The sequence below is a fragment of the Nonlabens sp. Asnod2-A12 genome (assembly GCF_045063745.1).
GTDB classification, from domain to species: domain Bacteria; phylum Bacteroidota; class Bacteroidia; order Flavobacteriales; family Flavobacteriaceae; genus Nonlabens; species Nonlabens xylanidelens.
On record NZ_JBEFOB010000003.1, the window covers coordinates 354197 to 377576 of the forward strand.

Sequence of the window (23380 nt, forward strand, 5' to 3'; positions counted from 1 at the left end):
GTTATTTTATGCAGATTCATAGTTATTCATTGGATACATATTACTGATATAATCCTCTGCAGTTTTAGAACGATCTTTGTTTGCTGAACAGATAAACAATATATTTTTCATAGCTAAGAACTTTTTCGCATGCCAAATATATTTACTTCATATGGTGATCTGATTACAAAACGTTAGTTAATCGGATTTATATTTCTAGCATAACTACTATTGTAAACAAAAAAAAGGAGAATAATTTTCATTATTCTCCCTGGGGCTAATTCAGTATGTGATCTAATTCATATCAATAATACCAACAACTTCATAGGCTCTGGTCCCATCATATTGTATCTTTTCATAAAGCACATTTGCGTACTCATAATAAGTTTCACCATCTAGAACTACTTTCTCATAATCGTCTGGTAATTCATATACTATAGTTCCTATTTCAGGTTCTATTACTTCATATTCATTATCAACTTGAGTATAAAAAATTCCATTTACATTGTAATAATAATGGTTATTAAAACGTACTGTTCTATAATTAGCAGGTAATACATTTATTCTAAAACCAACTTTAGGCGCTATTACAATATATCGACCTCTAGACTGTGTATAATATTTATTATTAGAGTAATAATAATTTTGACCATTGTGACGCACTACTGTTCTATTAGGTACGTTTCTAACAGAAATCACTTTCTTTTTGGGTGTTTTATAAGTAACTCTATTGCTAGCTATTCTACCTTTAGTAGATCTACTAGGTGTCGTTACTGTTCTCGTTTTAGTAATCGTAGTGGTTGTTTTTCTATTGTCTTTTTTAATAGTAGTACTTCGCGATTGAGCATTGACTTGAACAGTCATTGCTAGTAAAAAAGCGATAGGAACAATATATATTTTAGTAATTGATTTCATGACTTTCTATTTATGTGATTAAACTTTGCTATACTTCACTTATATGACGCACATCAAGCAGAAAGGTTTAAAATACCCTATCACATACATTTGTTAAAATCTCCTATCACTATTAAAATATTTTCAGACCATTAGAAAAATTAGGCATAAAAAAAGGCACACTATTACGTGTACCTTTATTGTAAATAATAATGAAAATATTATTTCAGTAAACCTAGTAATCCTGTTAATTCTGTTAGGTTTAAACTAGAGTTATTATCCTTATCTAAAACATTGAAGTTTTCAGAAACAGATCCTATTGCCTCTGTAGAACTTATTGCCTCATCTTTATTTGCATCTAACAAAGTAAAAAGACTAGAAATTTGCTGTACTGTAGAGTTAGAACTTAAAGAACTTAACAATGTTGCCGCTTGCGATATGCTAGAAGTGTTCATATTCTTAACGCTGTTACAACTAGTCATTGATGCTACTACTATTATTGCTAATGCTACTTTTTTCATGATGTATTTTTATTTATAACCGTAAAGGTAATACCACACTTGATTCAAAACTAAACGAGAAATACATGTGTTTTAACAATCGTTAAAACACCTATTTAAAGGTTGTAATGCGTTTTTACAACTGCTTTTTAACTATTACAATAAAAGTTTTTCCATCCACTACTCCATTCCGTTCGCATCAACCATAGCTTAATAATTAGATTAAATTGATCTCATTTTACCCTTACTTTTAGGAGAGAATTTTTATGTTTTGATAAAATACATCGTTCATAATTCAATTATATGTTTACATTTGTGATGTAAACTTTAGGAGTAGCTATTAAATTAGTTTGAGAAAAATCCTTAGAACCTGATTTGGTTAATACCAACGTAGGGAAAAGTTATCAGCTTGTTGTATGCACAACACTGCACCTTTTCTATTCTCAAAACTTTTATCGTTTATAACATTACTCACATAAAGTAATTTATATCTCATGATAAACATAAAAGTAAATAACACTTTTCATAAAATTCAACCTAATAGCACTGTACAAATGGTACTCACCACACTCGCTATACCGGTTAATGGAATTGCTGTAGCTATAAATCAAGACATTATTACGAATACAGATTGGGATAAAAAAATCTTAATCGACGGCGATCAAATTCTTGTAATAACTGCCACTCAAGGTGGTTAGTTGTCATTCAACAACTTATAGCTACTCACCTCCTACACATCAAAAATCTAACCTACTGTAAGCATAATTACTCATAGTCCATAACCTTATTACCATGAAGAGCAAAGACACCGCACCCAAACAAGACGGAATAACTAGACATCCATTTCCTAATTCTACAAAAGTGTATGTACCAGGAAAAATCCATCCTCAAATCAAGGTTGCCATGCGAGAAATTGCATTGAGTGACACGATAGACTCGATGACCAAAAAGAAAACACCTAATGAACCAGTCACCGTTTACGACACTTCCGGTCCCTACACAGATCCTAATAAAGAAATCGATGTTCATAAAGGAATAGAAAGAATACGTGAACAATGGATTTTAGATAGAAACAACGTAGAGCAATTAGAAGAATTCTCATCAGAGTATTGCAACGCGCGTTTAAATGATAAAAGCCTGGATCACATGCGTTTCTCTTTATTAAAGAAACCATTAAGAGCCAAAAATGGTGAAAACGTTACCCAATTGCATTATGCCAAAAAAGGAATCATTACTCCAGAGATGGAATACATCGCCATACGTGAAAACCAGCGTATAGATGAGATGACCGAAATTAGAAAACAGCACAAAGGAGAACATTTTGGCGCTTCTATTCCAGATAAAATTACAGCAGAATTTGTACGCTCTGAAGTAGCAAGAGGTCGTGCCGTAATCCCTTCTAACATCAACCATCCAGAGGCCGAACCTATGATACTAGGTAGAAACTTCTTAGTAAAAATCAATGCAAACATTGGTAATTCTGCCGTGACCTCTTCTATAGAAGAAGAAGTAGAAAAAGCCGTTTGGGCATGTCGCTGGGGTGCAGATAATATTATGGATTTATCTACCGGAGAAAACATCCATGAAACTCGAGAGTGGATTATCCGTAATTCTCCTGTTCCTATAGGTACTGTACCTATATATCAGGCACTTGAAAAAGTAAATGGAGTTGCCGAAAATCTAACTTGGGAAATTTTCCGTGATACACTAATAGAACAAGCTGAGCAAGGTGTGGATTATTTTACCATACATGCTGGTGTATTACTGCGTTACATTCCTATGACCGCAAAACGTGTTACCGGTATCGTCTCTCGTGGCGGTTCTATCATGGCAAAATGGTGCTTGGCACATCATAAAGAAAGTTTTTTATACACCCATTTTGAAGACATTTGTGAGATCTTAAAACAATATGATGTTGCCTTCTCTCTAGGAGATGGATTACGTCCAGGTTCTGTGGCAGATGCTAATGACGAAGCTCAATTTGCAGAATTAGAAACCCTAGGTGAGTTAACCCAAATTGCTCGCAAGCACGAGGTGCAGTGTTTTATAGAAGGTCCAGGCCACGTACCTATGCACATGATTAAGGAGAATATGGAAAAGCAAATTGAGGTTTGTGATGAGGCTCCATTTTACACTCTAGGTCCTTTAACCACAGACATCGCACCAGGTTACGATCACATTACTTCAGGTATCGGTGCTGCTATGATTGGTTGGTTTGGTTGTGCTATGTTGTGCTACGTCACACCAAAGGAACACTTAGGTTTACCTAATAAAGAAGACGTGCGTGTAGGTGTTGTTACCTATAAACTGGCTGCCCATGCTGCAGATTTAGCCAAAGGTCATCCAGGTTCTCAACACCGTGATAATGCATTAAGTAAAGCACGTTTTGAATTTAGATGGTACGATCAATTTAATCTAGGTCTTGATCCAGAACGCGCCCTTGAATATCACGATGAAACCCTACCTGCCGATGGTGCAAAGGTGGCGCATTTCTGTTCTATGTGCGGTCCTAAATTCTGTTCTATGAAAATATCTCAAGAGGTTAGAGATTTTGCTGCCGTTAATGATATCGTGGATAACGAGGTCATCGCTAGAGGAATGGAAGAAAAATCTAAAGAGTTTAAAGAAAAAGGATCTGAGGTATATCTATAATATTTTAAGGGAGTTCCCACGCTTTAAACTAAAAAGCGTGGGCGGGCTTTCCGTTATATCTTTTGCCAAAAAAGCAAAAGGATGCCACTGCAATCCCTAACTCAAATAACACTTCTTAACTATGATAATTCTTATTGCTCCAGAAAATGATATTTCAAACGAAATTGAAATATTGAACCAGTTGTTTGAAGAAGGTTTAATGTATTATCACCTGAGAAAACCAGCAAAAAATTACCAAGAACACGTTGCATACATAAATATGATTGATAAGGAGTATCACAACAGAATTGTAGTGCATAATCATCATGAATTGATCAATGAGTTTAACTTAAAGGGAATTCATTTTCAGGAACAGAAAAGAATAGATCATATCGATACTCCTAGTCAGTACTTTAAAAATTTGAGCCTTTATGGAAAAACGATAAGCTCTTCTTTTCATGAATCAGAGGTTTTAGAGGCCTGTAAGTTTGAATTTGATTATCATTTATTAAGTCCTGTTTTCTCTTCTATTTCAAAACAAGGTTATGAAGGCCGCGGTTTTAATGTGAATTCCATCGATAAAACCATCATAGGCATGGGCGGTATAAATACAGAAACCATAGAAGAAACTTTGCAGTTAGGTTTTAAAGGTATAGGTGTTTTGGGCGGCGTGTGGAATACCGAAAATCCATTAGAGAGTTTTAAAAGAATTAAAAAGCAATTTGAGAAATCAAGCTTAAAATAGATACACTGATTGCGTTAAGGATAGAACGGCATGTCTGAGCTCTTTTTGTGATTTTTCTTCACAAAAAAGCGAGTAGTGATAGCCTGGTCCTTTAGGGAACGCCTTAATAATGAGTTGTGAACTCTAAAATAAGAAACCACGTGAACGATAAAAACTACATATTAACCATTGCAGGCTTAGATCCTTCTAGTGGTGCAGGAATTACCTCAGATTTAAAAACGTTTGAGGCACATAATTTTTACGGTTTATCAGTTTGTACGGCGGTAACTGTTCAAAACGATGTCTCATTTAAAAAATGTATTTGGATAGAAAGAGATGATATTTTAAACCAATTAGAAACGCTCTTAGAACGGTTTACCATAACAGCGGTGAAAATAGGAGTCGTTAAATCTTGGGATGTTTTATTAGAAATATTAACGGTTTTGAGAGCGTACAATTCTAGTATACTTATAGTTTTAGATCCCATTTTAAAAGCCAGTGCTGGATTTACTTTTCACGATTCTCAAAATCTACATGTACTTGAAAAAGTTTTAGAAAAGTGTGATTTTATAACTCCTAATTATGAGGAAATACAAGAGTTATTTCCAGATAAATCAATTGAGGATACTATAAAATTTATTACTCAAAGAACCAATATCTATTTAAAAGGTGGTCATAGAATGGATAAAAAAGGTTGGGATGAAGTGTATTATGATGTAGATAAAAAGCTGGTCCTACCTCCTATTTCTACCGGAGTTGTTTTTGAGAAACATGGTAGCGGTTGTGTTTTATCATCTGCTCTAGCGTCCTATTTATCAAAAGGTTTATCAATAGAAGAAGCCTGTACGAACACTAAACGATACATAGAACAATTTTTAACTTCTAACGAGACTTTATTAGGTACTCATAATTATGAAAATTCATGATCGATACATTACAATATATCACGCAAGGTATTGCACCGCAAGATCATGTAGAAAATATACGTAAAGCATGTTTAAATGGTATTACCTGGGTGCAATTGCGTATAAAAAATACAGAATATAGAACTGTTTTAAAAACAGCAATAGAAGCTAGAAAAATCACTAATGAATTTGGGGTTAAATTGATTATAAACGATCATTATAAAATCGCAAAAGAGGTACAAGCAGACGGCGTACATCTAGGTAAAACAGATACTTGTCCACTAATAGCACGTCAGTATTTAGGTAATGATTTTATCATAGGTGGTACAGCAAATACTCTAGAAGACTGCCGTATCCTTCTAGATAAAAAAGTGGATTATATAGGTTTAGGACCTTATCAGTTTACAGAAACTAAAAGGAATTTAAGTCCAGTTCTAGGTGTTAAGGGTTATCGAGATATAGTTAAAGAATTGAAAACCAAAACACCTATAATCGCTATAGGTGGTATTGCTATTAATGATGTAGCTCCTATTCTAAAAACAGGTGTTTATGGTATAGCTGTTTCTGGAGTGATAACGAGTAACATGTCTAGTATAAAAGAGTTTCAGGATGTTTTAAAGGCCACGTATTTACCAGAATAAACGTGCGAATAGAAAGTCAAAATTTTAAAAAGAAAAAATGAACAACCTACTAAAGATTGCCGATAAAGAATTTAGTTCTCGTTTATTTACAGGAACAGGAAAATTTAGCTCTTCACAAATAATGAAAGAGGCATTACTAGCTTCTCAAAGTGAATTGATAACCGTTGCTTTAAAAAGAGTCGATGTTCAAAATGAAAATGACGATATTCTATCTCATTTAAATCATAAACATATCAACTTACTGCCTAACACATCTGGAGTTAGAACTGCCAAAGAAGCCATTTTTGCTGCAAAATTATCTAGAGAAGCGTTAGGAACAAATTGGGTGAAATTAGAAATACATCCAGATCCAAGATATTTATTACCAGACCCTATAGAAACATTAAAAGCGGCAGAAGAATTAGTAAAGTTAGGTTTTGTCGTGATGCCTTACATTCATGCAGATCCTGTTTTGTGCAAACGTCTAGAAGATATAGGTGTGCAATGTGTCATGCCTCTAGGTGCTCCTATAGGAAGCAATAAAGGATTAAAAACTCAAGATTTTCTAGAGATAATTATAGAACAATCTAATGTGCCGGTAATAGTTGATGCTGGTATAGGCGCACCATCACATGCAGCATATGCGATGGAATTAGGTGCAGATGCTGTTCTAGTAAACACAGCGATTGCAGTATCTCAAGATCCAATTAAAATGGCTGTGGCTTTTAAAATGGCGGTTGAAGCTGGTAGAATGGCATACGAAGCAAAACTTGCACCTATAAGTAAAAAGGCTGCTGCAAGTAGTCCATTAACTAGTTTCTTAAATTAAAGTATGAGTCATTTTAAAGATTTATTTGACACCTATAATTGGGATATTACTCTAAAGAGCATTTATGATAAAACGGCTCTAGAGGTGAGCGCTGCTTTATCAAAAGATAAACTGGATATGGAAGATTTTAAAGCACTACTTTCTCCAGCCGCACAACCTTTTATTGAAGAGATGGCACAAAAAAGCCAACTCTTAACTAAAAAACGTTTTGGCAATACCATGCAAATGTACGTGCCTATGTATCTAAGTAATGAGTGTCAAAATATCTGTACCTATTGCGGATTTAGTATGACTAACAAAATCCCTAGAAGGACGTTAACCGATGCTGAAATTTTAAAAGAAGTAGCTTTTCTAAAAGCAAAAGGCTACGATCATATTTTATTGGTTACTGGAGAAGCAAATAGAACTGTAGGTGTTGAGTATTTAAAGAATGCTATTCAATTGATACGTGCTCAATTTTCAAATATTACTATTGAAGTCCAGCCTTTAGATCAAGATGAATATGAGTTGTTGGTAGAAAATGGGCTGTATGCAGTGCTCGTATATCAAGAGACTTATCACAGAGAGGAGTATAAAAAACACCATCCCAAAGGGAGAAAATCTAATTTTGATTATCGATTAGACACTCCAGACAGATTAGGGAAAGCTGGTATTCATAAAATAGGATTGGGTGCTTTATTTGGCCTAGAGGACTGGCGTGCCGATAGTTTTTTTACCGCTTTACATTTAAAATATTTACAGAAAACTTATTGGAAAACGAAGTACTCGATTTCTTTTCCAAGATTGCGACCACACTCTGGTGGTTTAGAACCTAAAGTAGAAATGACAGATGCCGATTTAGTCCAATTAATATGTGCTTTTAGGCTGTTTGATGAAGATATAGAGCTATCGATGTCTACCAGAGAAAGTGAGCTGTTTAGAGATCATATCGTAGAACTAGGTATTACATCTATTAGTGCAGAATCTAAGACCAATCCTGGTGGTTATTCTGTAGAGCCGCAATCATTAGAACAATTTGAAATATCTGATGAAAGAAGTACAGAAGAAATCGTTTCTATGCTTAAAAGTAAAGACCTAGAAGTGGTATGGAAAGATTGGGAACAATTTGAAAACGCATCAACATCATGAGTCTAACTAGAGAAGAGAGAAAACAATACGACCGTCACATATTACTTGATGAAATAGGCGAAAAAGGACAGCTGAAATTAAAAAAAGCGAGAGTCTTAGTCATAGGTGCAGGTGGATTAGGTTGTGCTATTTTACAATATCTAACTGCTGCAGGAGTCGGAACAATAGGTGTAATAGACGATGATGTGATAGAACAAAGCAATCTACAACGTCAGATTTTATATACTATAGATGATGTAGGAAAATCTAAAGCATTAACAGCAATAAAGCGTTTATCAAGGTTAAATCCATTTATTAATTTCCATCTATTTCAAGAAAAATTGAATTCAAAAAATGCGATTGAATTATTTAATGATTATGACATTATAGTAGATGGCAGTGATAATTTCCCTACTCGTTATCTAGCTAACGATGCAGCTGTAATAACTAATAAACCTCTAGTTTATGGAGCTATTTTTAAATTTGAAGGTCAAGTAAGTGTATTCAATTATAAAGGCAGTGCAACATATAGGTGTTTATATCCAACATCACCTGATCCAAAAGATTCACCTAATTGCTCAGAAATAGGTGTTCTAGGTGTGCTACCTGGAATTATAGGTAGTTTACAAGCCAATGAAGTTATTAAGATGGTGTGCGGCATAGGTAACGTGTTATCTAACCAACTATTAACCTATAATATGCTCACCATGCAACAAATGGTATTGACTTATAAAAAGAACACTTCTATAGAAATCAATGAATTAAATCCTGATTATAATTATGCTTGCGGTATAAAAGTCGATGATTATGGGATTACTAAAAATCAATTAAAAGCACTTCATGAAAATTATGATTTATTAGATGTAAGAGAACTTCATGAAAGAGAATTACATCATATAGGCGGTCACCATATACCATTAAGTGAGTTAGAAAAAAGAAGTTCAGAAATAACTACTGATCGAGACCTCGTAGTGTATTGTAAATCTGGAATACGCAGTAAAAAAGCCGTTCAAATACTGAAACAAATTGGGTTTAAAAACACATTGTTTTACCTGAACGACTCTATATTTTAATTTATTGATTTAAAAATGATTAACAGACATCAAGTAAACTACTTATTTATATAAATAATTATTTCAAATCATTTAACCATCTTGGGATTAATGATGGTTTAAGAATTCATAAAATCAATAATATCTTGTTCTATAATTTGTGGGTTTGCACCTTCACTACTTGCGACTAACGCTCCTACTGCACAAGCATAATTAATAGCTTTTTGTGGTAGATTTTCTTTAAGTAACTTACTGATTAAAGTTGCCAAAAAGGAATCTCCAGCACCTACGGTATCCACGACTTCTACTTGATAACCACTGTTATAATAGAAGCTATCATTATAATATAAAATAGCACCGTGACGTCCTTTTGTAACACAAATAGTTTTTGTGTTGGTAAAGTCTGCAATGAATTTAATATTCTGTTCTAAAGAGTGCGTTTTTGAGTCGAGCAACTCTCCTATTTCAAAAATCTCATCATCATTAAATTTAATGAAATTTGCTTGTTCCATTAAATGAGTTAAAACCTCTTTTGTGTAATATGGCTCTCTTAAGTTTACATCAAATATTTTATACGAAGCTATTTTTAAAAGCTCGTATAAGGTATGTCTAGACGTTTCATCTCTTGCAGCCAAACTACCGTAGATAAAAGCATCAGCGTTTTCGGTCAGTTTCTCGTTTTCTTCAGTCAACTGGATTTTATCCCAAGCTCTAGGATACATAATATCGTAAGAAGCAGAACCTTTCTGGTTAAGCATTACCTTTACTTTTCCTGTTTTTAACTCTTTATGAACTTGGATATGATCAGCATTTACACCTTGTTCTACTGTGTATTCTTTTATTTCGCTACCTTTTTTATCATCTCCTATACTGCTGATAACAGAAACTGAATTACCTAAAGATTGTAAACGCAAGGCAACGTTTAAGGGAGCTCCACCTATTTTTTTATGTGTAGGAAAAACGTCCCAAAGCACTTCACCATAACAAACTATATTCTTCATTTCCATCTGTTTAATTCTTAGCGTTTAAGTTGATCACAGATTGCTCTACTCCATTCTTTGTAATATCTTGATATGCTTTTGTAAATGCATCTTTAAAAATAGTAGAAGAAGATAAATTTCCAAAAATAGACTCTAGCGTTAAAAAGCTAGCAGGCTCTATAACAGAAGCAACAGCTTTTTCATGAAGCTGTGATTTCATCGCATCCTTTATTACTAATTCCTTTCCATTTTCATCCTTACCTAGACTATAAATAGCCCATGCTGCTACTACAAAAGCTGCAAGCTCCACCGATCCTTTTTCAACTAACTGTGCTTTTACAGTAGGTAAAATGAAGATGGGAAACTTTGCTGAACTCTCTGAACAAATACGATCGATTTGATCTTTAATGTTGATATTTCCAAAGCGTTCTATTAACGAGTCTTTATATTCTTTTAAATTAATCCCTTCTAGATCGCCTAATGTAGGAGTCACCTCTATATCCATATAGTTATGCAAAAATGTACTGATATTAGAGTTAGAAACAGACTCATCTATGGTATCATATCCTATTAATGCTCCCAGAATCCCTAACACAGAATGCCCTGCATTAAGCAAACTCAATTTCATTTTTTCGTAAGGTTCTACATTTTCTACAAATTGCGCACCTACAGTCTCCCATGCCGGTCTACCTTCTATAAAATCATCTTCTATGACCCATTGCTTAAAAGGTTCACAAACTACAGGCCATGCATCTTGTACCCCTGTGGTTTCTTTTAAATTAGTAATATCACTAGCAGCTGTTGCAGGAGTAATTCTATCTACCATTGCATTAGGGAAAGATACATGAGACTCTATCCAGTCTACTAACTCTGGAACTGCTTTAGCCACATAACTCAATAACATTCTTTTAGTCATGTGACCATTTCCTTGAATATTATCACATGACTGAATAGTACAACCTTTTAAACCACGCTCTTTTCTTAATTTTAATGCTTGTGTTAAATAACCAAATATTGTTTTAGGAGCATCAGGATTCTCTAAATCATGTTGTATGGATGGAGTACTAAAATCAAATTCTTTGGTAGCCTCATTATAATTATAACCACCTTCTGTAATGGTCAATGATATAATTTTAACCTCTGGACTGGCCATTTTTTCTATTACAGCAAGCGTATTCTCTGGTGCATAAAGATATTCTACTATAGAGCCTATAACTCTAGTAGTTTGTGTACCATCTAGTTCTTTAACTATTAATGTGTACAATCCATTTTGATTCTTTAAGGTTTGATAAATTTTAGTATCAAATTCTAGTAATGCAATTCCGCAAATTCCCCAGTCAGAAGCTGAAGGATCATGCAATAATTGATCGGTATAAAACGCTTCATGAGATCTGTGAAAACCACCTATACCTACATGTACAATTCCTGTTTTAACCTTTGTTCTATCGTATGTGGGTACAGCGATACTTTCTGAAATTTTTGAAAGGTTCACTGTATTAAGTTGATAATTTTTCATCTGAATAGTTTAATTATTTGCTTTCAAATCTTTGAAGTAAAACGGCAAATATGATAATCGCTCCTTTTACCACTTGTTGAGGATAAGAAGGAACATTTAATAGGTTAAGAATATTACTGATAAGTCCTAAAATTAGAACTCCCATAAGCGTATTTATAGCAGTACCTCTACCACCATTTAAGCTAGCACCACCTATAACTACTGCCGCAATAGCATCTAGCTCCCAAGACATTCCCATATTAGGAGATCCTAAATTTGTTCTAGAAGCAACTATAATAGCAGCTGTCGCAGCTAGCGCTCCAGATATAGCATAAACTAAAAACTTATATTTATTTACCTTAATACCTGATAATCGAGAAGCCTCTTCATTACTACCTATAGCTATGATCAAACGACCAAAAACATTATAACGAAGCATCACCATAGCAGCGATAACGATTAGAAAAAATACAATCGCAATATTAGGTACTCCTAACGTAGAATTGTTTGCAAAGTCAGACATAAAAACACCACCTGCCGTTTTAAAAGTTACTGGTGATCCTTTAGAATAAATAAAACCTAAACCTCTAGCTATAGTCATTAACGCTAGTGTGGCTACAAAAGGAGCCATTTTTTGATAGGCGACTAGATAACCTGAAATACTACCTAAACTAAAACCAATAACTATGGTTAGTAATATAGCTAGTGGCAAGACGACTAGATTAACCAATATGGCAAAAGTTACTGCCAGCAATGCGACCAGCGAGCCTACAGATAAATCAATACCACCAGTAAGAATTACGATTAACATACCGATACTAATAATACCTATTCCAGATACTTGCTTGAGTAAATTAGTAATATTTGCCGATGTGAAGAACACATCAGAAATTAATGCTGAAAATATAACGAGTAAAATAAAAATGAATACCGTATTATATTTGACTAAAAACTTAAGAATCCCACCAGGACTGCTCAGTTGTTCTTTTAATGTTAAAGCCATAACGTGAATTTTATATAGTTTGAGTTTGTTGTTTTAATCGTTTACCTATAGAGTAACGCAGTATATTTTCTTCTGTAAATTGGTCTTTTTGTAGCTCTCCATAAATAGTACCTTGATGCATCACTAGAATACGGTCTGAGATTCCCATAATCTCTGGCATGTCAGACGATATAACCACTACTCCTACTCCTTTTTTTGCCACTTCATTGATGAGATTATAGATTTCGATTTTTGCTCCGACATCTACACCACGAGTAGGCTCATCTATAAATATCACTTTACTATCGATACTCAGCCATTTTGCTAATGCCACTTTTTGTTGATTTCCACCACTTAAATTTTTAACGTTAACCTCAGAACTTGGTGTTTTAATGTTTAATTTTTCAATAAGGCCTAATACCTTTTTGTACTCGTTTTCTACATTAATAAAACCTAATTTACCAGAGATAGATTTAAAGCTCGTGACGCTTATATTACGTCTTATAGAAAGCGGTAAAAACACTCCTTCTTCCTTTCTATCTTCTGATACAAAACCTATTTGAAAAGCTGCAGCATCAACTGGAGATTTAGTTTTAATCTCTTTACCGTCTAGGATTAATGTTCCTGATTTCTTTTTATCTGCTCCAAAAATTAATTTTGCAGTTTCTGTTCTCCCACTACCACCTAAACCAGCAATTCCTAACACTTCTCCAGGTCGTACACAAAAAGAAACATCATGTACAATAGTATCTCTAGCTGTTAGGTTTTTAACTTGAAAAACAGGCTCGGTTCCTATTTCTACATTTCTAGCAGGAAATAAATCTTTTAAATCACGTCCTATCATTAATCTGATAATACCATCTGTATCGGTCTCTGATATAGGCATACTTCCTGTATCTACTCCATCTCTAAGAACTGTGACAGAGTCTGCTATTTTGATAATTTCGTCTAGATGGTGTGATATGTAAATGATAGAAATTCCTTTCTCTTTTAATCTAAACAGATTATCAAATAACTTTTTAGTATCGGTAGGATCAAATACCGTTGTTGGTTCGTCTAACACCAGTACTTTAGTGTCTTCTGAAAGTGCTTTTGCTATCTCGACCACTTGCTTTTGCACAATGCTTAGATCTCTCACTTTCGCGGAAGCGTCAATCGTAAAGCCTAATGAATCTAATAACTCTTGGGCATCTTTAGTGATCTTATCCCAATTCATCCAGAATTTGCTAGCACCTAGTTTGTGTAAATAAACATTTTCTGCTACCGAGAGATCGTTTACAAGAGATAGCTCTTGATAGACCACACTTATTCCTAAAACCTGACCTTCATGAGTGTTTTTAGGATTAATCTCTTGTCCATTTAAACGTACCGTACCGGTATCCTTGTGATGGACACCACTCAAAATCTTGATCAATGTCGATTTACCAGCGCCATTCTCTCCTAGTAAAGCATGGATCTCTCCTGGCTTTACTTTTAAATTCACATCTTTAAGAACAGACACCACACCAAAACTTTTTGATATTCCTGTCATTTCTAGACGATAGTCGTTTTCTGAATTTTTCATAACCATACTAGTTAGACATTAAAATAATGCATTGGGATTATAGTACTGCGCTGCATTTTCTTTGGTAATGAGCAATGGAACAGTAAAAGATTTTTTAGGGAAATCTCTTTTACCGTTCATGTATTCCATTGCGTATTTTACAGAGTTGATACCTATTTGAACTGGACTATTCATAGCTGTACAACCATAAAAGTCCGTTTCCATGATGTATTTAATGGCTTCTTTCTGACCATCTGCACCAGCGACTATTAAAATATCATCTGTTTTACCTGCTTGGGCTATAGCTTTTATGGCACCTAGAACACAAACATCTGATTCTGTTATTACTACGTTTACATCTGGATGAGCAACGAGAATGTCTTCCATAGCTTTTAAACCACCTGCATAAGACCATTCTGTATAAGCTTGTGTCTTTATATTAAGATCTATTTTACCTTGTGTTCTCAGTTGCTCTTCTGTAATACCTTGTAACAAGCCTTGTTTACGTGTTCTACCTACTGGGTTACCAGCGTTACCACTCAATAAAGCAATATTCATTTCTTTATTTCTCATTTCCTTTGCCAGCCACTCTCCAGCAAGTTCACCATTTGCTAGATTATTGGATTGTATGGTAGTTACAACGTTTGCGCTATCGTCTATAGAACTGTCTATAATAAACACAGGTATTCCAGCTTTAGTAGCGATGTTAGTGATCCCCACCAGTGCATCAGGATCCTTTGGATTTAACAATAAAGCATCTACACCTTTAGTAATAAGATCTTCGACAGCAGCTATTTGTTTAGTAATATCGTCCTGACCGTCGGCAGATAAGAATATCATTCCATTCTTCTCTGTAGTAGATTTAATACTTTGTAATAACGCCTGATAATATGGAGCATTTAAAGATGGTGTACAATAGCCTATTTTCTTACCTGTTAGATCCAGCTCACTATCAAAAATATCTCCTGTAGATTCCTGACTACTTGAATCTGTTGTGGTACCTGCATCTAGATGTTCTACACAGCTAGAAAAAGTCGTACAAAAAACGACCAATACTGCTGGTAAAAACAAGCTCTTAAAAGCAGACTTTAAGTTTATATTTTTCATGATTTAAATATTTGAATAAATAATAAATTCTTAGTATAAATTAATGATTTTCATTTTATTACTATAAATATAAGGACTATTTCACACTTTAAAACAGCGTGATATCCAGTTGTAAAACAGTTCTTTCTTGCTCAGGATTCCACATAGCTGTTACTGCCACAGGCACTTGATATTCTAGTACAGAAAACCTCTTGCTGTAGGTTGCACCTACATTAATAATATTACCTGAACTCTCTGTGTAGAAGGTTTTATCTGTAAAGAAAGACCAGGCACCACCAGCAAAAACAGATAAGTCAGCTGTCTCATTTTGCCATACTTTACTACTTACCTCAAAGTATTGCGTCCACGAGTTCTTTAAATTCCCATCTTCTTCTATCTCAAAATCTCCAGAACCACCATTTATAATAGTGGCTAGATATAATAAGGTATTAGGAGTTACATTATAACCGAAGTTGACATCTACAAAGTTGTACCCTTGCGTTCTATCATAACTCCAGTAACTTAATTCATCACCACGTTCTTCTACACCAGTATAGTTATTATGAGAAACAGCCTCTATAAAAAACCGATCAGAAAAACGGTATTTGGTATAAATAGAAAATTCTCTATAATAAGCGCTTTCATTCTCTCCAGTAGTAATGTTCTCTACATCTACAGAAGAAAAACTCGCACCACCCCAAACACCAAATGTAAATTTCTTATTTCTAGTATTGTATTCTAGACTCGTAGCAAACAGCGCACCTGGATGTACGACAAATCCATGCCAGGTATGCATGTTCTTTAAATGACCACTTATACTAAAAGGTTCATAACTGTCCATCTCATTATCTACCGTACTCATTTCTTTTTCTACCACTTCATTCTCTACGGTAGTAACATCTTGTGCTTGTACATTAAACACTCCTGCAAACAACATCATGCTTATAGAAACTAGAATAAAAGACCTTTTATAAAAGGATTGCTTTTTACACGCTTTCGTTTCCATCAATTGATTATTATCTAACATAATTAAGCTTTTTAATGAGACATATTTTATAAACGTCTTTTTTACGTTTGTTTTTCAAATGTATTACAATTAATGGATTAAACACTATAATATTTAAATATTTGTGTAGTATTTTATCACATAACTGCGTTATATTGATAAAATAGAGCGTAAAATGACAAAATCGTAAATTAAAAATTACCGTTTAAATGACGTTTAATAGCATTTCAAAAAAGATAATGTATATATTGCGATAACTTAGTCTTATAAATAACTTAAGAATATGAACTCAAAAAAAATAGATAACATATCGGTAGATTGTGTTGTTTTCGGCTATGATATAAATGCAAAATCATTAAACGTCTTATTGATTAAGCGTTATCTAGAATCAAAAACTACACAAGAGGTTCTTGTAAACGATCATGTTCTTACCGGTTACCATGTACATAAAGAAGAGACACTCGACCAGACCGCAACACGTGTTCTTAAAGAATTAACTGGACTTACAGACCAGTATAAAAAGCAATTTAAAGCATTTGGTAATCCAGATCGTTTAACTAGTAAGAAAGACTTGTTATGGATAGAAAACGAAGGTTTTAACTCTAGAACCATAACCATAGCCTATTATTTTCTATTAAAAACAGAAGATGTAGATCTTGAAAATAACCCATACAGTGCTACCTGGTTTCCTGTAACAGCATTGCCAGAACTAGGTTTTGACCATGAAAAGATAATTCTAGAAGCCTATAAAGATCTTAAAGTAAAATGCCTGTCAGAGCCTATTATCTTTAAATTATTACCAGATAAATTTACTATCAACGAGGTACAAGATCTCTACCAGTCTATATTAGGTATAGAAATAGACAACCGTAATTTCAGAAGAAAACTCATCAATAAAAAGTACATTATCGCACTAGATGAAAAACAAGTAGGTGTTTCTAAAAAACCAGCTCAACTTTACATGTTCAGTAAAGATGTCTATGATAAGGTATTTGAAAAAAATTACTTGATCAGCATTTAAAAACGAGTTATTAACACGCTTTTGTTATCATTTATTTAATCTTTTAACTTTTAAAAATATAAGGGCGCTGTAAATCTTTTATTTTTGTTTATTCCAAATAAGCACTAAACAGCCCATAATGATCCCCAAACTACATTACCGTTCTCAAGCAAGTTCTACCATAGACCACCTACAAAACATTCAAAAAGCATGTAGCTGTGGTGTAGAATTAGTACAACTGGACTTAGATCACATACCTGTAAAAGATCATTTGAACCTGGCCGAAGAGGTTATAAAAATAACCGCACATTTTCAAACCAGGCTAGTCATAAAGACCCATTATAAAATTGCACACGAGATTAAGGCAGACGGTATTTTTCTAGAACCTCAAGACCACAGCATTGAACATGCTAGAAATCATCTCTATACATGGCAAACGATAGGCGCTACAGCGCATACCTTGCAAGACTGTGAAAACCTTATATCTAAAGATGTAGATTACATCGCATTAGGACCATATAAAGCTATAAACGACTCTACTATAACACCTTTAGGAATAAATGGTTACACTGCAATAGTAGACACATTAGAAACCTCTACTCCTATTCTAGGTTACGGTAACGTCACCACAGAAGATGTAAACGATATACTTGAGACAGGAGTCTCTGGATTATTAGTTGCACAAGGTTTACATGCCGATTTTAACAGCATTAAAAAATTCAACCAACTCTTAGGAGCATCTGTGGTAGAGGAAATGCGCCATTCTTTTAAATAATTACTTCATACTCAAAGTACACAACACAGTTTTAAAAAGGTAATACCTTCTATGTATAGAATAAGGTAGTTAATAACCTGCCTAGTAATGACTATCCCATTTAATGACTTACTATTTTTACTATTAAGTAATAATCAGTAACTCATTAAATGTGCACTTCATTTATTTCATTTTATACCCATTAAAACAGCCGTATCCATTAACTTTGAATAGAAGATGAAATCCGTTGGGTTTTATGATATTACCTTAAAAGCAGATCTTATGAAAAATAGTATTTTTATTATAGGCATCCTGATACTTTGCGCCAGTTGTTCTACCTCAAAAATGACCACTGCCTCATGGAAATCAGACGATTTTGATAACCAGACCATCGATAAGATATTAGTATATGCTAATACCGATGACCAGAAACTGCAAAAAGAATTTGAAGACCAAACCGCCCAAATTCTAATCAAAGAAGGCATTTTTACCTATAAAATGCACGATATCTTTCCAGACATCGTCTATAAAGAAGTAAGAACCCAAGAAGAAATAGCTGCCTTTGTAGAAGACTGCAAAGAAAAACAAATCAGTAAAATTCTTTTTGCGACAAAAAAATCACAGACCGTAGATACCGTAATGAGTAAATCACTACACAATTACATGAACGGTTTACATACATTAAGTCTAGAGCGTTATAATGACGATGAGCCAGAGTACGACACAAAACAAGTAACTACCTATGTCATAGAAGCTGCGGTTTATGATATTAATGAACCGTCACAAAATGCTCCCATTGCAACCACCAGCGTTACCGCAACAGACCCAAAATCTTTAGATAAAATAAAAGACCAATTACTTAAATCTATTAAACAACTCTTTAATAAGTAAACCAGTCCCCCTTTTTCCATTTACTTAAAGCAATAGAACCCCTATATTTCTATGGGCGTTTCCCTAAAAAGGGTCCCGCTTTCCACTATATCTTTTGTTTTAAAAAGAAAAACAAAAGGATGCCGTTGCAATCGGTAACGCGAGTAGAAAAAAAGCAATCTATACACTAGATAGTAGATCTTATATAACCAGCAAAGTACCATAAAAATGAGCGACTCCTTACCCATTAGTATAGACACTATAGTAGTAAAAGATCTCGATGGTAACGTGCTAAATCTCATGCAAGAGCACAAAAACCAAGTGCAGTTATTACTTATCTATAACAATGACTGTCTAGGCTGCACAGGTCGCGCCATACCACTCGCCTATGAGTTTCAACTGCAATATCCCAGTATACAAGTAGCCGCTATACACAGCGATTTTAAAAAACGCGAGGGAAACAAAGAAAACATAAAAAGCATATTTACCACCGGCCAGATTCCCTTCCCTATTTACATAGACCAACACCACAAAGTCTACGACCAGTTTAAAGCAGAAGGCACACCACAGTGGTTATTAATTACCAAAACTGGTGATTTGTTCCGTTCTGTATTTGGATCACAGGATAACGCTAAGAACCGTTTGTTCTATGCATTGGAGAGTTTGGTGGGTTAACCCTTACGGTTTCCCGCAATAAAGCCAGATATTTTTCCCTCTTTCGCGAAAGCGGAACTGTAGAGAACAAAGAACTTTTAAAATTTTAAAATCTCTAAACTGCTAGAAGCAAACGACCTAAAGGGACGTGATTCAATTTGTGAATATCTATTCGGTTTTTTAAAGATTTGGGTTGTTGTGCTAGGGTATATTTGGCACCCATAAAAACAAAAAAGATGAGCGCAACCTGGTACGAATGTAAAGTGAAATATAGAAAATTTGATGAAGCGTCAGGAACACAAAAGATAAAGACAGAACCGTTTCTAGTAGATGCGATTTCTTATACAGAGGCTGAGAGTAGAATCACTCATGAAATGGCGGCTTACCTGCCAGAGAGTGAAGAGATTAAGATTACTAATATTAAGGTGGCAAACTTTGCAGAGATCCACCCTTTTGAGAATACGGATAGATGGTTCAAGTCGCGTGTGTCTCTTATCGCCTTTGACGAAGAAAGCGGTAAGGAACGTAAGACTAATTTATATTTACTAGTGCAAGCTAACGATGTAAAAGAGGCTTATGACAACACGGTAAGCACGATGGCAGACACGATGGGAGAATACACGATTCCTGCAATTTCAGAGTCGCCTATTATGGACGTATTTCCATATTTTACTGGAGAAGAGAATGATATGGAGCGCTTAAAGGCTTTTGTCGCATTAAAAGATTCTACTCCAGAACCGGTAGGAATTATCGATGCACAACTGGACCATGATGATGTTCTCGCTGCTGCCGAAGAGGAATAACTTATTCTATTTAAAATAGTATACCACATATGTAATTGCAGTATTTTATAAATTACTGATGTTTAAAATCCCTTAGAAATGAAAGAATCATTTTTAAGGGATTTTTTTTATGTAATTAGATCTTAAACACTCCATTATCAGGATAAGATAATCGTGATTTAATAGAGTCGCTATAAATAACCTTGTTAAAGAATGTGCTATCTATTTTATGATGCCTAATTTTGTACACTCTTTGAGGTTTTAGCGTTTTTATACCCTACGCTAGAATTATTAAAAACAGCCTTATTATGTATGCAAAACACTTTTTATACGATTATCTAATTGAGATGGGCATGTCGGTCACTTATGCTAGATATATCAATATGATCGCGCTACTTATCGCTTTATTGATAGTAGCATTACTCGTAGATTATATAGTGAAAAGAATTATTGTAAATCTGTTTACCCAGTTTACAATTAAGACTAAAACAAAGTTTGATAATTTCTTGGTTACTAACAAAGTACCCAAAAATGTGGCGCACATTATACCGCTTATTCTTGGTCTAGAGTTTATACCAGTAGTCTTTGCCGATTTTCCATATTTTGAGAATATGGTAGAAAAGGGTTTTAAGGTTTTTGCCATAATTCTTACCCTATGGATCGCACGTAGTTTATTGAGTGCACTCAAGGATTATTTTAAAACACTATCTAGATTAAAGGATAAACCTATAGATAGCTACATACAGGTATTTATGATTTTTGCTTGGGTAATCGGTATATTTTCTGCTTTTGCGATTATCACTGGTATAGAATTCATAAAATTCATGACCACACTGGGTGCGGCGTCTGCTATAATCATACTTGTTTTTAGAGATACGATATTAGGTTTTGTAGCCAGTATACAGGTTTCTATTAATGATATGGTGCGTATAAGCGACTGGATTACTTTTGAAAAATACGGTGCAGACGGTACGGTGGTAGAGATTAATCTATCTACGGTAAAGGTGCAAAACTTTGATAAAACCATTACAACTATTCCTACTTATGCGCTCATATCTGACTCGTTTAAAAACTGGCGAGGCATGGAAAACTCTCCTGGTAGACGTATAAAAAGAGCCTTAAACATTAAGTTAGATAGCATCACTTATCTATCTAAAGATGACGTAGATACCTTAAAAAAAATAGATCTAATTTCTAGTTATGTAGAAAAGCGCCAGGCAGATATCGACAGCTATAATGAGAAAAATAATATCAATAAAGAACTGCCCTTGAATGGACGCAATATGACTAACATAGGCGTTTTTAGAAAATACATAGAGACCTATATTGAGAACCATTCTGGTATCAATAAAGACATGATGATTATGGTGCGACAGCTCGCTCCTACTAGTCAGGGCATGCCGCTAGAGATCTATGCCTTCAGTAGTGATAAGAGATGGGAAAACTATGAATACATCATGGCAGACATCTTTGACCATACCATTGCAGCTGTTCCTTATTTTAATCTAGAACTCTTTGAAGAACCGAGTAATTCTAGTTTTAAGAATCTTAAACCGTTTTCTTAATTACAGTATAGCATATAGATTTTTGTGTGTTCCGCTTTCGCGAAAGCGGAATTTACATTCACACACCTAGACTTTATTACATCATTTTGATAATTCTTAAAGTGATGGCTGTATAGATTCTTACTTCTAGCATCACTCCTTTTCTATCATTTACTTGTCAGCACGCCACTAATATCTTGCTATAAGCTTATTTTAACATAATAGACCTCTTATTATAAAAGTTATGATAAACCCATGTTGAGATATTGTTAAACGGTATTCTTACGGCGTTCTTGTTGCCTATCTTTAAGAAAAGACAAGATATTATGAAAAAGGAAACCACAAAAACAGAAAAAGAATTAACCTACAATCCAGAAATAACGCAGCACGATAAAGATCTATTAAATCAGGACAATGCTAACTTGCACAGCGATAATAATGCAGACCAGCAACTCATCGATAGAAAAGAAAAAGTAGATTTTACAGGTGGTGATCTAGATATACCTGGTAGAACTGCAGCCCAAAAAGGCAACGGTACACCAGCCTTAAATGATGAGGAGAACAAATTACACAGTCAGGGCGGTGACCGTCATAATAATCTAGAAAGAGATGACGCTGCTAGATAGTAAACGTCCCTAATTTTTAAATAAAAAAAGCTTTCTACAGAGAACTGTTAGAAAGCTTTTTTATGCATTCGTATTAAAGCTATCTATACTATACTTAGTTTTTAATAAGGTCAAATGATAATTTAATACCTTGAATAATCATACCTGTACCTATTATCGCGATAATAAGTCCCATAATTTTACCAATTACAGATATTACGTTATTTCCTACTATTCTCACAATTAGATCACTCAATTTAAAGGTGAAATAAGTAAGCAAACTCATAAAACCAAAAATAGCGATCACTAAAATAATTTGTAACATCTCAACTTTAGACACAAAATTCATCGCGGTAACGATAGTACCGGGACCTGCAAGAATAGGAATAGCAAGTGGTGATACGGCTATGTTCTCATCTATGTTTACATTATCAATGCTTTTAACACTAGACTGCTTAGACTGCAGCATGTCAAAACCTATGAAGAATATCAAAATACCACCAGTAATTTTAAAGGCAGGAATACTGATGTTGAACAATTCAAAAATAAATTTACCTAGAAGAACAAACACGGTCACAATAATAAAAGCAATGATGTTTGCTCTTCTATTAATGTCGAGTTTTGTTTTTTTATCTGCTCCTTGAGTAAGCGATAAAAAAACGGTCATGTTAGATATAGGATTAGTTATCGCAAAAAAACCTGTAAATACAGTGATACAAAAGGTTATCATGTTATCCATACTATTAAATCTTAATTATTTCATGTCGTAAATACGAGGCGGCAATATTAGATATATTACCGCTAACTATAACACAATTAAGAGTTTATAATGCATTTT

The 23380-nt window shown here is 34.2% G+C and carries 24 protein-coding genes and 1 riboswitch; of the genes, 15 read left to right on the plus strand and 9 right to left on the minus strand.

Annotation, left to right across the window (positions count from 1 at the left end; genetic code table 11):
* Window positions 1-273 precede the first annotated feature (273 nt).
* Window positions 274-894, minus strand: coding sequence for a DUF6515 family protein (locus ACJJVJ_RS01680; RefSeq protein WP_405368518.1), 621 nt, complete (start codon window positions 892-894; stop codon window positions 274-276).
* A gap of 200 nt (window positions 895-1094) precedes the next feature.
* Complete coding sequence (locus ACJJVJ_RS01685; protein ID WP_104514854.1) at window positions 1095-1394, minus strand: hypothetical protein; 300 nt, start codon at window positions 1392-1394, stop codon at window positions 1095-1097.
* A gap of 298 nt (window positions 1395-1692) precedes the next feature.
* Window positions 1693-1787, plus strand: a riboswitch (TPP riboswitch).
* An 80-nt stretch (window positions 1788-1867) separates the two neighbouring features.
* Between ACJJVJ_RS01685 and thiS the strand changes: the two genes are divergently transcribed.
* From thiS to moeB, 8 genes are all read left to right on the plus strand, one after another.
* Window positions 1868-2071 carry a sulfur carrier protein ThiS gene (gene thiS / locus ACJJVJ_RS01690; RefSeq protein ID WP_405368521.1) on the plus strand — a complete coding sequence of 68 codons (204 nt, stop codon included), beginning with the start codon at window positions 1868-1870 and terminating at the stop codon, window positions 2069-2071.
* A 94-nt stretch (window positions 2072-2165) separates the two neighbouring features.
* Window positions 2166-4025 (plus strand): phosphomethylpyrimidine synthase ThiC, encoded by a 1860-nt coding sequence (gene thiC / locus ACJJVJ_RS01695; protein WP_405368523.1) that lies wholly within the window; start codon window positions 2166-2168, stop codon window positions 4023-4025.
* Window positions 4026-4146: 121 nt separating this feature from the next.
* Window positions 4147-4749 carry a thiamine phosphate synthase gene (locus tag ACJJVJ_RS01700; RefSeq protein ID WP_405368524.1) on the plus strand — a complete coding sequence of 201 codons (603 nt, stop codon included), beginning with the start codon at window positions 4147-4149 and terminating at the stop codon, window positions 4747-4749.
* 140 nt (window positions 4750-4889) lie between these two features.
* Window positions 4890-5654: a hydroxymethylpyrimidine/phosphomethylpyrimidine kinase gene (locus ACJJVJ_RS01705; RefSeq protein WP_405368526.1), complete on the plus strand. Its 765-nt coding sequence runs from the start codon at window positions 4890-4892 to the stop codon at window positions 5652-5654.
* On the plus strand, window positions 5651-6274 hold the full coding sequence (thiE, locus tag ACJJVJ_RS01710; protein WP_405368528.1) for a thiamine phosphate synthase: 624 nt from the start codon (window positions 5651-5653) through the stop codon (window positions 6272-6274). The genes ACJJVJ_RS01705 and thiE overlap by 4 nt, the downstream gene beginning before the upstream one ends.
* A 37-nt stretch (window positions 6275-6311) precedes the next feature.
* Complete coding sequence (locus ACJJVJ_RS01715) at window positions 6312-7082, plus strand: thiazole synthase (protein ID WP_405368529.1); 771 nt, start codon at window positions 6312-6314, stop codon at window positions 7080-7082.
* Between the two features lie 3 nt (window positions 7083-7085).
* Window positions 7086-8210: a 2-iminoacetate synthase ThiH gene (gene thiH, locus ACJJVJ_RS01720; protein ID WP_405368531.1), complete on the plus strand. Its 1125-nt coding sequence runs from the start codon at window positions 7086-7088 to the stop codon at window positions 8208-8210.
* A complete protein-coding gene (moeB, locus tag ACJJVJ_RS01725; protein ID WP_405368533.1) occupies window positions 8207-9262 on the plus strand; it encodes a molybdopterin-synthase adenylyltransferase MoeB in 1056 nt (351 codons plus the stop codon). Before thiH ends, moeB begins: the two co-directional genes overlap by 4 nt.
* 98 nt (window positions 9263-9360) lie before the next feature.
* Here moeB and ACJJVJ_RS01730 read toward each other — a convergent pair whose 3' ends face one another.
* The 6 genes from ACJJVJ_RS01730 to ACJJVJ_RS01755 all read right to left on the minus strand — a co-directional run bounded on the left by ACJJVJ_RS01730 (window position 9361) and on the right by ACJJVJ_RS01755 (window position 16354).
* Window positions 9361-10242 carry a carbohydrate kinase gene (locus ACJJVJ_RS01730; RefSeq protein ID WP_405368535.1) on the minus strand — a complete coding sequence of 294 codons (882 nt, stop codon included), beginning with the start codon at window positions 10240-10242 and terminating at the stop codon, window positions 9361-9363.
* A 10-nt stretch (window positions 10243-10252) separates the two neighbouring features.
* On the minus strand, window positions 10253-11737 hold the full coding sequence (locus ACJJVJ_RS01735; protein ID WP_405368537.1) for a mannitol dehydrogenase family protein: 1485 nt from the start codon (window positions 11735-11737) through the stop codon (window positions 10253-10255).
* A 13-nt stretch (window positions 11738-11750) separates the two neighbouring features.
* Window positions 11751-12719, minus strand: coding sequence for an ABC transporter permease (locus ACJJVJ_RS01740; protein ID WP_104514862.1), 969 nt, complete (start codon window positions 12717-12719; stop codon window positions 11751-11753).
* A 10-nt stretch (window positions 12720-12729) separates the two neighbouring features.
* Window positions 12730-14262, minus strand: a complete 1533-nt coding sequence (locus ACJJVJ_RS01745) for a sugar ABC transporter ATP-binding protein (RefSeq protein ID WP_405368539.1) — start codon at window positions 14260-14262, stop codon at window positions 12730-12732.
* 18 nt (window positions 14263-14280) lie between these two features.
* The gene (locus tag ACJJVJ_RS01750; RefSeq protein WP_405368540.1) at window positions 14281-15348 is read right to left on the minus strand and encodes a substrate-binding domain-containing protein; all 1068 of its coding nucleotides are present in this window, start codon (window positions 15346-15348) and stop codon (window positions 14281-14283) included.
* Window positions 15349-15436: 88 nt separating this feature from the next.
* Window positions 15437-16354, minus strand: coding sequence for a hypothetical protein (locus ACJJVJ_RS01755; protein WP_405368542.1), 918 nt, complete (start codon window positions 16352-16354; stop codon window positions 15437-15439).
* A 262-nt stretch (window positions 16355-16616) separates the two neighbouring features.
* Between ACJJVJ_RS01755 and ACJJVJ_RS01760 the strand changes: the two genes are divergently transcribed.
* From ACJJVJ_RS01760 to ACJJVJ_RS01790, 7 genes are all read left to right on the plus strand, one after another.
* A complete protein-coding gene (locus ACJJVJ_RS01760; protein ID WP_104514865.1) occupies window positions 16617-17354 on the plus strand; it encodes an NrtR DNA-binding winged helix domain-containing protein in 738 nt (245 codons plus the stop codon).
* Between the two features lie 118 nt (window positions 17355-17472).
* Entirely contained in the window at window positions 17473-18108 is a 636-nt protein-coding gene (locus ACJJVJ_RS01765) for a thiamine phosphate synthase (RefSeq protein ID WP_405368544.1), read from the plus strand.
* A gap of 261 nt (window positions 18109-18369) precedes the next feature.
* Window positions 18370-18978 (plus strand): hypothetical protein, encoded by a 609-nt coding sequence (locus ACJJVJ_RS01770; protein ID WP_405368546.1) that lies wholly within the window; start codon window positions 18370-18372, stop codon window positions 18976-18978.
* 207 nt (window positions 18979-19185) lie between these two features.
* The gene (locus ACJJVJ_RS01775; protein ID WP_405368548.1) at window positions 19186-19632 is read left to right on the plus strand and encodes a TlpA family protein disulfide reductase; all 447 of its coding nucleotides are present in this window, start codon (window positions 19186-19188) and stop codon (window positions 19630-19632) included.
* Window positions 19633-19847: 215 nt separating this feature from the next.
* Entirely contained in the window at window positions 19848-20414 is a 567-nt protein-coding gene (locus ACJJVJ_RS01780; RefSeq protein WP_104514870.1) for a DUF4494 domain-containing protein, read from the plus strand.
* 287 nt (window positions 20415-20701) lie between these two features.
* Window positions 20702-21958 (plus strand): mechanosensitive ion channel family protein, encoded by a 1257-nt coding sequence (locus tag ACJJVJ_RS01785; protein ID WP_405368551.1) that lies wholly within the window; start codon window positions 20702-20704, stop codon window positions 21956-21958.
* Between the two features lie 305 nt (window positions 21959-22263).
* On the plus strand, window positions 22264-22563 hold the full coding sequence (locus ACJJVJ_RS01790) for a hypothetical protein (protein ID WP_104514872.1): 300 nt from the start codon (window positions 22264-22266) through the stop codon (window positions 22561-22563).
* A gap of 94 nt (window positions 22564-22657) precedes the next feature.
* Here ACJJVJ_RS01790 and ACJJVJ_RS01795 read toward each other — a convergent pair whose 3' ends face one another.
* On the minus strand, window positions 22658-23281 hold the full coding sequence (locus tag ACJJVJ_RS01795) for a MarC family protein (protein WP_405368553.1): 624 nt from the start codon (window positions 23279-23281) through the stop codon (window positions 22658-22660).
* Window positions 23282-23380 lie beyond the last annotated feature (99 nt).